Origin of the sequence: Algibacter miyuki, from assembly GCF_030409805.1 — a bacterium.
Taxonomy (GTDB): Bacteria; Bacteroidota; Bacteroidia; order Flavobacteriales; family Flavobacteriaceae; genus Algibacter; species Algibacter miyuki.
Genome location: NZ_JAUFQP010000013.1, coordinates 436,778 through 449,142, shown reverse-complemented (window position 1 = coordinate 449,142; position 12,365 = coordinate 436,778). Strand labels below are relative to the sequence as shown.

Annotated in this window: 8 protein-coding genes and 1 pseudogene; 4 read left to right on the top strand and 5 right to left on the bottom strand. The window is 35.1% G+C overall.

Annotated features, from left to right (window positions below):
* Positions 1 to 2 precede the first annotated feature (2 nt).
* Entirely contained in the window at positions 3 to 1,649 is a 1,647-nt protein-coding gene (locus QWY92_RS14280; protein ID WP_290272452.1) for a M1 family metallopeptidase, read from the top strand.
* Positions 1,649 to 2,227, top strand: coding sequence for a YdeI/OmpD-associated family protein (locus QWY92_RS14275; protein WP_290272450.1), 579 nt, complete (start codon positions 1,649 to 1,651; stop codon positions 2,225 to 2,227). Before QWY92_RS14280 ends, QWY92_RS14275 begins: the two co-directional genes overlap by 1 nt.
* Before the next feature lie 14 nt (positions 2,228 to 2,241).
* Here the strand turns inward: QWY92_RS14275 and QWY92_RS14270 are convergent.
* From QWY92_RS14270 to QWY92_RS14250, 5 genes and pseudogenes are all read right to left on the bottom strand, one after another.
* Positions 2,242 to 3,525: pseudogene (locus QWY92_RS14270) on the bottom strand (glycosyltransferase); the annotation flags it as partial.
* A 16-nt stretch (positions 3,526 to 3,541) separates the two neighbouring features.
* Positions 3,542 to 5,629, bottom strand: a complete 2,088-nt coding sequence (locus tag QWY92_RS14265; protein WP_290272446.1) for an HAD-IIB family hydrolase — start codon at positions 5,627 to 5,629, stop codon at positions 3,542 to 3,544.
* Positions 5,630 to 5,889: 260 nt separating this feature from the next.
* Complete coding sequence (locus QWY92_RS14260) at positions 5,890 to 7,356, bottom strand: MoxR family ATPase (protein ID WP_290272444.1); 1,467 nt, start codon at positions 7,354 to 7,356, stop codon at positions 5,890 to 5,892.
* A gap of 90 nt (positions 7,357 to 7,446) precedes the next feature.
* The gene (locus QWY92_RS14255; protein WP_290272441.1) at positions 7,447 to 8,571 is read right to left on the bottom strand and encodes a vWA domain-containing protein; all 1,125 of its coding nucleotides are present in this window, start codon (positions 8,569 to 8,571) and stop codon (positions 7,447 to 7,449) included.
* Positions 8,572 to 8,662: 91 nt separating this feature from the next.
* A complete protein-coding gene (locus QWY92_RS14250; protein WP_290272440.1) occupies positions 8,663 to 9,340 on the bottom strand; it encodes a Crp/Fnr family transcriptional regulator in 678 nt (225 codons plus the stop codon).
* Positions 9,341 to 9,457: 117 nt separating this feature from the next.
* Here QWY92_RS14250 and QWY92_RS14245 point away from each other — a divergent pair, with 117 nt between their 5' ends.
* Positions 9,458 to 11,860: a heavy metal translocating P-type ATPase gene (locus QWY92_RS14245; protein ID WP_290272437.1), complete on the top strand. Its 2,403-nt coding sequence runs from the start codon at positions 9,458 to 9,460 to the stop codon at positions 11,858 to 11,860.
* Positions 11,861 to 12,176: 316 nt separating this feature from the next.
* The gene (gene ccoS, locus QWY92_RS14240; RefSeq protein ID WP_290272435.1) at positions 12,177 to 12,362 is read left to right on the top strand and encodes a cbb3-type cytochrome oxidase assembly protein CcoS; all 186 of its coding nucleotides are present in this window, start codon (positions 12,177 to 12,179) and stop codon (positions 12,360 to 12,362) included.
* The last annotated feature ends 3 nt before the right edge of the window (positions 12,363 to 12,365 follow it).

The following is a 12,365-nucleotide window of genomic DNA, read 5'->3' as shown; positions in this document are numbered from 1 at the left end:
AAATGAATAAAACACTATTTGTAATTTTAGCACTCGCCCTTTCTGCTTGCTTTAATGCCAATGCACAAGGCTTACTTAGCAAAAAAACAAGCTTTACACATCAAGACACCCTCCGCGGAAGTATTACTCCAGAACGTGAATGGTGGGATTTAACCTATTATCATTTGGACATCAAAGTAGATCCTGAAAACAAATTTATTTCAGGTAAAAACACCATTCAATATAAAGTATTGAAAGCGGATTCCGTAATGCAGATTGATTTGCAATCGCCTTTAAAAATCACCAAAGTTATTCAAGATAATATTGAACTAGATATTAGACATGACGGCAATGCGCATTTTATAAAGCTTCAAGAAAACCAAGATTTAAACACTGTAAAAAGTTTAGATGTCTATTATGAAGGGACCCCAAAAGAAGCTGTTAACGCACCTTGGGACGGTGGGATCTCTTGGAAAAAAGATAAAAATGGAAATGATTTTATTGCATCATCTTGCCAAGGTTTAGGCGCTAGCGTTTGGTGGCCCTGTAAAGACCATATGTACGACGAAGTAGATAGCATGCTGATAAGTGTAAATGTACCAAAAGATTTAATAAATGTATCTAACGGTAGGTTGCGTCTTGTGGAGCGTATTGGAGACACTAAAACCTACAGTTGGTTTGTAAAAAATCCGATTAATAATTATGGAGTTAATATAAACATTGGAGATTATGCTCATTTCTCTGAAGTTTATGATGGTCAAGGAGGAAATTTAGACATGGATTATTATGTTTTAAGAGACAACCTAGAAAAAGCCAAAGAACAATTTAAAGATGCTCCAAAAATGATGAAAGCTTTTGAGCATTGGTTTGGGCAATATCCTTTTTATGTCGATGGCTTTAAACTTGTTGAAGTGCCGTATTTAGGCATGGAGCACCAAAGCTCGGTAACTTATGGTAACAAATTTAAAAATGGCTATTTAGGCCGCGATTTATCAGGAACCGGTTGGGGTTTAAAATTCGATTATATTATTATTCACGAATCTGGTCATGAGTGGTTTGCTAATAATATTACCAACGTAGACATTGCCGACATGTGGATCCACGAGAGCTTTACCACCTATTCTGAAAATTTATTTGTAGATTATTACTACGGAAAACAAGCCGCTTCGGAATATGTTATTGGTACCCGAAAAAACATAAATAACGACCGCCCAATTATTGGAGACTACCATGTAAATCATGAAGGTTCTGGAGATATGTATTTTAAAGGCGCTAACATTTTACACACCTTACGTCAACTCATTGAAGACGATGAAAAATGGAGACAAATATTACGTGAAATGAACGTAACATTCTATCACCAAACAGTAACGACCAAGCAAATTGAAGATTATTTATCTGAAGAATCAGGCATTGATTTAACAGCTTTTTTCAATCAATATTTAAGATCTGTAAAAATCCCTACTTTTGAATATTCTATTAACAAGAAAGCACTAAAATACAGATGGACAAACATTGTTGCCGATTTTGACATGCCTCTTGAAGTTAAAATAAATAATGAAAACACTTGGTTAAAACCAACTTCTGAATGGAAAACACTAGACTTTAACTCGAACATTTCAACTTTCGATGTGGATATCGATTTTTATGTTGAAACCAAGAAACTATAATGCCTTTGGAAACTCCCGAACTTTATTTTAAAACAGATACCGCTTGGCGCGAATGGCTACATGAAAACCATAAAGAATTTAAAGGTATCTATTTGATTTTTTACAAAGTTGAAAATGAAGAGCCTTCCATGCGCTGGGAAGAAGCCGTGAAAGTTGCCATTTGCTATGGTTGGATAGATTCTACAGTAAAAAGTTTAGGTAACGGAAAGCGTAAACAATATTTCTCTCCAAGAAATCATAAAAGTATTTGGAGCGCCTTAAACAAAAAGTATATAAAAACCCTTACTGCAGAAGGTTTAATGCACAAATCAGGACTAGACATTATTAAAATTGGAAAACAAAACGGCAGCTGGACAGCTCTTGATCCCATAGAAAAAGGCATTATACCAGAAGCCTTAAAAAAGGCCTTTGATGAAAATCCAGAAGCTTTTAAAAACTACCAAAATTTTGCACCTTCCTATAAAAAGCACTATTTATTTTGGTTACACAGTGCTAAACGCGATGCTACAAAAGAAAAACGCATAACCGAAATTATTCGATTATGCGCTAATAATATCAAAAGTAGAGATACTTGGTAAACTAAAAACCTATATTAATAAAACAGATTAGATTCCATGGTATTTTGGTTAATAGAGCTTGTAAATACTCGCAGCATACGCTTTGCAATACCTGTCCATCCAAAATTACGTCTAGCAAAACGCGCGCCTTCCACAGATAATTCATTACGCATTTTAGGATACAATAAAGGCATGGCCATCATCGCTCCAAATTCGGTAGGTCTATGCGGGTCTGCAAATAAGGCTTGATTTCCAAAATCTATTAAATCGTATAATCCGCCGTGTACGGTAACTACACTTGGTGTTCCGCACGCCATAGCTTCAATAGCCACCATACCAAAAGGTTCGTAACGTGAAGGCATGGCAAAAATATTAGCCGCTCGATATACGTTAGCTAAATCTTCATCGGCAATATAATTTTTCCATGTTATTCGATCTAAAACACCTAACTCTCCTGCTAACTTTTTTAAGCCAGCAACCCCTTTATCATCTTGCTCAGACTGGTCGCCTCCAATAGCTGCAACTAATCGCGCTTCGGGGCAAAGTTCAAAAACGGTAGGAAGAGCTTTAATCAGTAAGTCGTAACCTTTGTTGTGCGCCATTCTCCCTAAAGCCAAAATATCTGTAGGTTGTATATCGTATTTAACACGAATTTTATCATTTTCTTTTGTAGGTACCGGGTAAAATCGATTTTCATCAATTCCCGGAGGAATCATAGTACAGTTTCGGGAAAGCACATCATATTGCTGCGTCAATAAATCGACTTGAGGTAATGTTGTGGCTACAATATGGTTGCACATTTGGTAAACGAAATATTCCTTTCTAATACGTTCCTTAAAACGATAGGTCTTTTCCATTTCCTTTTCGTCCATATCACTTCCCATACTGTGTTGTTTCCACCAACCTAAAGAATGCGGTGTATGCACGTGAGATATGCCCAGTTCTTCAGCTATTTTTTGACCTGCCCAACCAGCATCCCAATAATGCGAATAGACGACATCATATTTTTTATTCTCTTTTTTTATGGCTGCTAAAGTATTTGTTACAAAAGCTTTAAGATGGTCGTGCATATCCTCTTTCCTAATGAATTTTTTACCTCCAAAAGGAATACGCCAAACACTATAATTTTCATGCACATTATCGTACTCTGGTTGATCTTCGAATTGACGTGTTACCAAATCTACCCGCTTACCTAACCGACTAAAACGTTCTGCAAGTTCTAAAACATAAACTACTTGGCCTCCTGTATCAGGTTTACCTAATTCCGGATTTGCTCCTACATATCCATGTAAAGAGATCATTAATATTGATTTCATAGTTTTATAGTTTGTTAAATTATTTCTTAATTATTTTTAAAGCGTGACAAGCCGAAATATACTGAGCTGCAGACCAAGCCTGATAGGCTTTCCCCATCGCCTTTCCGGTGACACCGTGTGCCCATTCGTTAAACTCCCACTCATCATTTAAACCTTCCTTATTTATTAAAGCCAGCTTATGCAACTCGGAAATAGCCATATCTCTAAAACCAAGTTTCCCAATAAATTTCACCCAAAAACCACCTACAAAAGGCCAAATACCGCCGTTGTGATAGTGGTTTGGTAAATTCAATAAATTAACGGTGTAATAAGGTTTCCAATCGGGATCTCCTGGTGTTACAACCGGATACACATTAGATACCGGAAAAGGATCGTTAACCCCTACGCCTAACATAAATTTAAAGGTTTGATGCGCTTTTTCTGCATCGACTGTACCAAATAAAAAGGCGAGCACGTTTCCGAAGACATCACAACGCCAACTAAAATCGAATGGAGTAGTTTGTTGAATTAAATAAGGTGTATCACCTAGTGTAAACTGACGCTCTGCGAATGACACCGTTTGAAATAATTTTTGCTGCGTGGATGGCCAGAAATTCTGTAAAATTTCCTTTTTAATAACTTGAGACCAACGGATGTATTCTCCAGCTTCATCATAATCGCCAAGCATTTCTAACATTCTACCAAAACACACATTAGAGCGATACCAAAGAATTTCATCATATAAAATATTGTAGCTTCCGCCAAATAAATCCGTCCAATCTCCGGCTTCAGGAATTTCTAATAAAGCATCATTATTACTATCGTGCGCACCAAGCCAACGCATGGTTTCTTTAATATCTCCAATATATTTACGTAAAAACTTAATATCTTTTGTAACGTTTACGTATTCGTAAAATGCAATTACAACCCAAATACCGCTATCTATAGAGCAAATACCACCTACGCCAGAATAATCGGGTTGATTATCTTTTAAACGTACGTTAGAAGGGATTTGCCCGTTTCTCGAGCTATTCTCAATTAATGTTACTAAAGTCTGCCGTTGACATTTATGTATCTCTTCATCATCCACTAAAGACAACGAACCAATTACTGTAATGGCGCCATCTCTGGCCCAAACACTATGGTAGTTTTCATCGGTTCCATGGGTAATATTATCTTCAATAGAGCATGCGGAAAACCCGAGAGGTGTTATATTTTTCTTTAAAGCAATAATGGCTTTCTCGTAACCTTCTAAAATAAGATCTAGTTTTTCTTTATCATCTTCGGAAGCAATACTATTTAATTCCTGTTGAATAATATAATCTTCGGTATGATCTGTATTGCTTGCCACAATAGCCTCTTCTGGTAGAATACCATAATACACTAAACCTTCTATAACACCATCTCCACAATCTTTTTCTGCATGGTAAATTTGACGGTATTTGGTGTATTTATAAAGTTCTTCGTGAGCATTCGCTACCACGATTCCTTTAATATCTTCCATATCGAACATAGCAGAATCGTTACCGCTATCTCCAGCAACCAAAGCGTTCGAAGCTTTTAAATTCAGCTTTCGTAGAAGCCATTGCAAAGCATTTCCTTTATTGGCCCACTTAGGAAGAATATCTAGAAATTGCTCTTGAGAATACACCACGTTAATATCCATATTGGCTCTAACAAAAGTATTTTCAATCTCGGTAATAACAGCTTCTGTAGCATTATGAAAATAATAACTACGCTTATAATCATGCTGATATTTACTTGGCTGTTCGTTTATCGGGCCATCGATATTTTGTATAATATCTTCAACCAATTTTAAATCCCACCCATCGTCTAAAACGTCATTAAATTCTTTAACAACACATTTTTTATTGTAATCATAAATATGAGTACCTACACCAGAAATAATATAATCGGGCTCTGGCAATGTCCCTTTTTCTATTAAATGAATAACATCATCAACCAAACGCCCCGTATTGTATGCCAGTAATACACCTTGTTCTGGCTTGTGTTTTTTCCATACTTTCCGAAAGTTACTTTTATGAGTATTAAAATCTATAAGCGTGTTATCTATATCAAAAGATAATAAATTGATATCATGTTGAATTTCACTATTAGGTTTTTCCATAAAATCTTTAAAATTTATCGATTATTGTCAATTTTTACTCTGTTTTTGAGTATAAACTAACGATTTTTCGTCAAAAAACCAAAGAAAACGGATTAAACCAAAAGTGTTTTCCTTATATGAAAAATAGAAAGATAAAGACTACGAAATATTAAAAACAGTACTATAATTTTTGAGTATATGATAATTGGTGAACCCAAAAAAAGCGATAAGAAAATTTATTTCTTATCGCTTTCATAATTAAAAACTTATTTATCAAGTGATTAAATCCCACTTATAAAACTTCCATAAGGATCTCTAAATTGGGTGCCTTCGGAAAAACGCTGTTTACTTAATAATTTAAACTCTACTAATGCCCAAAGCACAAACTCTTTCATGAAATAAGCATCTTCAGGTTTTAAATTAGGTTGATATTCACCAAGTAAATCATCTAAAGGAGAAATAGCATCTAATACATTAGTGTATTCTTTGTTTTTTAAATCGTCTAACAATTCAAAACCATCCTTTTCATTAAAAAACCATGATACTATATCATCATACGGACTTTCCTCATCTTGCTTTTGAAGTTTACTTATCTTCGGAAAAAATTCTTCAAAAAGACTCTTTACAGCTTCACCAATAAGATTGTAAGCCACCACAGCAGCACCTTCTTGCTCACCTTCATAAACCAACTCGACCTTACCAGTTATTGCAGGAATAATACCTGAAAAATCGCTTAAACGAACCGTAGTACTATCATCTCCAGAAATTAGTGCACGTCTTTCGGCTGTGCTTAATAAGTTTTCAAACGCAGTGATACTCAATCTAGCACTTACACCACTTTTAGCATCTATATATTCACTTTCTCTAGCTTCAAAAACAATTTGCTCTAAAAGGTCTTTAGCAAAATCAGGAACTTTCACAGCGCTTTTTTGCCCTTCAACTAAATTAGATTCTTGTTCCGTAATACGTCTAGCCGTTTCAATATCTTCAGGATAATGCGTTAATATTTGCGACCCAATTCTATCTTTTAAAGGCGTTACAATACTCCCTCTATTGGTATAATCTTCTGGGTTTGCCGTAAATAAAAATTGAATATCTAAAGGTAACCTCAGCTTAAAACCTCTAATTTGAATATCGCCTTCTTGTAAAATATTAAACAAGGCTACTTGTATTCTAGCTTGTAAATCGGGAAGTTCGTTAATTACAAAAATACATCGATTTGCTCTCGGAATCATACCATAATGAATTACACGATCATCGGCATAACTAAGCTTTAAATTTGCAGCTTTTATAGGATCTACATCTCCAATAATATCGGCAACCGTAACATCTGGCGTTGCTAATTTTTCAGCAAACCTGTCACTTCTATGTAACCAAGAAATTGGGGTATTATCGCCTTGTTCTTTTATTAATTCTACAGCAAATCTTGAGATAGGTTGTAACGGATCGTCATTAATTTCCGAACCTGTTACAAACGGTATGTATTCATCTAAAAGATTAAGCATTAAACGCGCTAAACGTGTTTTTGCTTGTCCGCGTAATCCTAATAAATTAATATTATGTCTTGATAGAATTGCACGCTCTAATTCAGGAATCACGGTATTTTCATAACCATGAACCCCTTCGAAAGTGGTTTCTTTATTTTTAATTTTTACGATTAAATTATCTCTCAATTCATCTTTTATCGATTTACTACTGTAACCTAACTTTTTAAGTTCACCTAATGTTTTTATGTTTTCTATTTTCATATTTATTCTTTAGAAAAGAGATGATCGAAAAAAGAAAATAGACTCATTACTATTCCATATCTTTTTTCTGAACTCTTAATTTTATCTTTTTTATCCTTTAATTCGTTTCTTTCTATTGGTTTCGTAATCTTCAAAAATCATTTCACCTAAACCTTTTAAACCGGTGTAAAATGCTTTCCCTTGGTTGGCCTTTGTAAACTCACGAACAAACTGCATTAAGTAGTTATCTTGTGCAATCATAAAGGTGGTAATAGGAATATGTAAACGCCTCGCTTGTTGCGCCATGGCATAACATTTATTTACAATATAGGTATCTAGACCATTACTATTTTTATAATATTGACCATCCGGAAGACGTAAGCAACTTGGTTTGCCGTCGGTTATCATAAAAATTTGTTTGTTGGTATTTCGTTTTCTTCGGAGTAAATCCATAGCCAATTGTAAACCAGCAACGGTATTTGTGTGGTATGGACCAACTTTTAAATACGGCAAATCTTTAATTTCTATTTGCCAAGCATCGTTACCAAACACCAAAATATCGAGTGTATCTTTTGGGTATCGCGTGGTAATTAATTCGGCTAAAGCCATAGCTACTTTTTTAGCTGGTGTTATTCTATCTTCACCATACAAAATCATACTGTGGCTAATATCAATCATTAACACAGTACTCATTTGCGCTTTATGCAAGGTTTCTTCAACTACCAAATCATCTTCCGATAAGGTAAAATTAGAAATTCCATGATTAATTTGCGCATTCTTTAGACTCTCCGTCATCGATACTTTATCTAAAGCATCACCAAACTGATAGTTTCTAAAATCGCCAGTATGCTCGTCGCCTGTGCCCTGCCCTTTACTTTTATGATTCCCTTGTCCGCTGCGCTTTATATTACCAAAAATCTGGTCTAAGGCTTGCTGCCTTATAGCACGTTCGGTTTTTGCTGTAATCGCGATACCGCCATTACCATCTGGATCTATTTCTTCTTTTATGTAGCCCTTCTTTTTAAGGTCTTCAATAAAATCGTCTATAGTATATTCTGCAGTAGTTAAGGTGTATTCCTTATCGAGTTCGCGCAACCAACTTATGGCCTCATCGAAATCGCCAGAAGTATGTGTAATAAGTTCTTTAAAAATATCGAATAACTTATCAAAAGGAGATTGATAAGGTGCTTCGTAAGTTTTAAAAACGAAGCCTTTTCTTGATGTTTTTCTATTCATAACACTATAAAAGTACTACATTTTGAATAAAAAAAGCACCAAGAGATAATCAGAATTATCTATAGAGCCATATCTATTTTGGTATAGAAGATTATTCTACACGCTGTAATCCCGTCAAATCTTCAATTTTAATATATTTCCCTTTGGTAGATATTAACTTTTCTTTCTTCAATTGTGAAATAACACGAATAGCCGATTCAGTCGCCGTTCCAACAATATTAGCGTAATCTTCACGAGACAATAGTACAGCTAACATACCATCAGCATTTACCCCGAAATTTTTATGCACATAAATTAAGGTTTCCGCCAGACGTTTTTTTACTGATTTTTGAGCCATATTAACAATAATATCGTCCGATTCTTTTAAGTCGCGAGCCATATCCTGAAGCACATCAAATGAGAATTTTGGGTTTTTCTGAAGATCCGAAATTATTTCATTTTTAGGTATAAAACAAACTTCCATATCATTTAAAGCGATTGCTTGTAAATTTGAAGACTCTCCACTAATTAGTGAGCGTTGTCCTAAAAGCTGGCCTTTAACAACCATTTTCACAATTTGATCCTTACCGTTTTCGCTTAATTTAGACAACTTACAAATACCATCTTTTATGCAATAAACACCATTAACACTATCGCCTTCCTCAAAAATAATTTCGCCTTTTTTTATCTTTTTTGAAGTTTTACAACCAGAAATGCGCAATAACTCGTTCTTAGTTAAGGACTTTAAGGAATTAAATTGTTTGATGATGCACTGCTCACATTTACTCATTGGTTAAAAAGGCTAGGGTTACGGATTCTCACAAAAATAATGAAAACATGACAATTATCATATTTAATACTCACAAGTTTTACAATATTTGCATTAGGTATAATTGAGCAAATAATAATGAGCAAAAACACATGTTTTCACTGTGGTTTAGATGCGTCTGCCGTAAATATTTTTTACGACGACAAAGCATTTTGCTGCAATGGCTGTAAAACCATTTACGAAATATTCACTGTAAACGACTTAACGTGTTACTACGACTTACAGGAGTCCGCAGGTGCAAAACCCACAGATATAGATGGAAAGTACAATTTTTTAGACAATACTAAAATTGTTGAGAGTCTATTAGAATTTAATAGCGACAAAACACAAATTGCGACGCTTTTTATTCCGCACATCCATTGTAGTTCCTGTATTTGGATACTTGAAAACCTCAACAAACTCGCGCCACAAATTAGCAGTTCCATGGTTAATTTTGGTCTAAAAACCGTGCGCGTAACTTACAATAGCGAAACCTTTTCTTTAAAACAGGTTGTAAAATTACTCAGCAGTATTGGGTACGAACCTTTTATTAGTTTAGACGATTATAGCGTTGGCAAAAAAAACGTAAACCGTTCACTAATTTACAAATTAGGTATTGCTGGTTTTGCATTTGGCAACATTATGTTTTTATCGTTTCCAGAGTATTTTGAGGTCTCTGGCTTTTGGATAGAAACGTACTCTCCAATTTTTAGGTGGCTCATGTTTACGTTTTCGCTTCCGGTGGTTTTTTATTCAGCACAAGATTATTTTATTTCGGCCTATAAAGGCTTACGCGCTAACATTTTAAATATTGATGTCCCTATCGCTTTAGGCGTTATTGTTTTGTTTGTTCGCAGTTCGGCTGAAATTATGCTCGACCTAGGTACCGGTTTCTTCGACAGCTTATCTGGCCTAGTATTCTTCTTATTATTAGGAAAGTTTTTTCAGCAAAAAACCTATAATTTTTTATCGTTTGAACGGGATTATAAATCGTATTTCCCTATCGGAATCACTAGATTAAACACCGATGGTTCGGAAGAATCCGTTCAAGTTTATGATATTGAAAAAGGCGACAGATTACTAATTAGAAATGAAGAATTAATCCCTGTAGATTGTATTTTAATAAAGGGAAAAGCTCGTATTGATTATAGTTTTGTAACCGGAGAATCGGAAGCTGTTTCTAAAAAATCGGGCGATAAATTATTTGCTGGTGGAAAACAATTGGAAGGTAGTATTGAAATAGATGTTTTAAAAACCGTGGAACAAAGTTACCTTACGCAACTTTGGAGCAACGATGTGTTTAATAAAAACAAGGAAGACCGCTTTACCACGCTCACCAATAAAATTAGTAAACGCTTTACCATTGCCGTACTTAGTATTGCGTTTATAGCTACGGCGTTTTGGTTGGTTTTCGATCCTTCTAAGGCCTTAAATGTGTTTACCTCGGTACTTATTATTGCTTGTCCATGTGCTATTGCGTTGGCTGCTCCTTTTACCTTCGGAAATTTGCTACGTATTTTTGGTAAGTTGAAGTTTTACGCAAAAAATGCTTCGGTTATTGAACAATTAGCCGAAATTGACACTATTATTTTCGATAAAACAGGCACCATTACCGCCAACAAAGAAACCACGATAAACTATGATGGCATGACGCTTTCGGGTGACGAAGAATCGCTACTAAAAAGTACACTTCGCAATTCGAATCACCCGTTAAGCAGATCACTATACGAGCTTTTAAAATCGCATGACATTGTAAGTTTAGACACTTATGAGGAGCATATTGGCGAAGGTATTTCGGCAAAACACGCTTTAGATTCTATTAAAATTGGGTCGGCACCTTATGTTGGCCATTTGCAAGATGCGGCCAATTTGAACACCACAGTGCATGTGAGTACAAACAACACTTACAAAGGAAAATTCACGTTTCATAATGCTTATAGAAAAGGTTTATCGGGTCTTTTTAATGCTTTAAAATCGCATTTTGATTTGGTGATCCTTTCGGGAGATAATGCTGGCGAACAGGAAAACTTAACCAAATTATTACCTGCGAAGACGAAATTATTTTTTAATCAGAAACCTGAAGATAAATTAGAGTATATTAAACATCACCAAAATTCGGGTGCCAAGATTTTAATGATTGGTGACGGATTGAATGATGCAGGAGCGTTGGCTCAAAGTGATGTGGGTATTGTTATTTCGGAAAATGTAAATGTGTTTTCTCCGGCTTGTGACGCTATTTTGGATGCGTCTAAATTTAATGAATTGTTTCATTTTATTAAAGCTGCTAAATCGTCTATAAAAATTATTAAATGGAGTTTTGCGCTTTCATTGGTATACAATAGTATTGGCCTTTACTTTGCGGTTACTGGTGCTTTATCTCCCGTAATTGCGGCTATTTTAATGCCTTTGAGTTCGGTTAGTATTGTGGCGTTTACTACGTTGGCTACGAATTTTATTCCGAGTTTATCGAAACAAAGTCGAGCGATTGATTTGGAGGATTAATTTGTGTTTGCGTCAAGAATTCTCAAATAAATGACTTCCTGGTTTTTAAAAACAGTTTGAGAATATTTTTACGTCATTTAGGCTATAGGTGAAATGACCATATTAAAGTCGTTATTAAAAACAAATTTTAGCGGAATGGTGCGTTAGGGATTGAACGGTATGCTTGAGCTCCCCGACCTTTTGGGAGGGAGCGAGTAGTGAAAGCCCGACCGTTAGGGAACGCCAAAAAAATGTTTATAAAAACCAAAAAACATGACATTTATCATGTTTTACAAAAGGGCTTTCGAGTACTTTTGAACCATAACTTCAAATAGGTATGAGCGTTATATACATTTTACTAACTATTAGCATTATTGTTGCTATTGGCTTTTTTATTGCTTTCATTTTGGCTGTACGAAGCGGACAGTTCGATGATAGCTACACGCCGTCTGTCAGAATTCTTTTTGACGACGAACTGGTAAAAAAGAAAACCGATAAAACAATTTTAACTAAGAAAGATTAACAT

Excerpts from the sequence above, each read along its gene's own strand:
- QWY92_RS14280 (WP_290272452.1), top strand. The coding sequence starts at position 3 with ATGAATAAAACACTATTTGTAATTTTAGCACTCGCCCTTTCTGCTTGC.
- QWY92_RS14275 (WP_290272450.1), top strand. The coding sequence starts at position 1,649 with ATGCCTTTGGAAACTCCCGAACTTTATTTTAAAACAGATACCGCTTGG.
- QWY92_RS14255 (WP_290272441.1), bottom strand. The coding sequence starts at position 8,571 with ATGAATAGAAAAACATCAAGAAAAGGCTTCGTTTTTAAAACTTACGAA.
- QWY92_RS14250 (WP_290272440.1), bottom strand. The coding sequence starts at position 9,340 with ATGAGTAAATGTGAGCAGTGCATCATCAAACAATTTAATTCCTTAAAG.
- ccoS (WP_290272435.1), top strand. The coding sequence starts at position 12,177 with ATGAGCGTTATATACATTTTACTAACTATTAGCATTATTGTTGCTATT.
- QWY92_RS14265 (WP_290272446.1), bottom strand. The coding sequence starts at position 5,629 with ATGGAAAAACCTAATAGTGAAATTCAACATGATATCAATTTATTATCT.
- QWY92_RS14260 (WP_290272444.1), bottom strand. The coding sequence starts at position 7,356 with ATGAAAATAGAAAACATAAAAACATTAGGTGAACTTAAAAAGTTAGGT.
- QWY92_RS14245 (WP_290272437.1), top strand. The coding sequence starts at position 9,458 with ATGAGCAAAAACACATGTTTTCACTGTGGTTTAGATGCGTCTGCCGTA.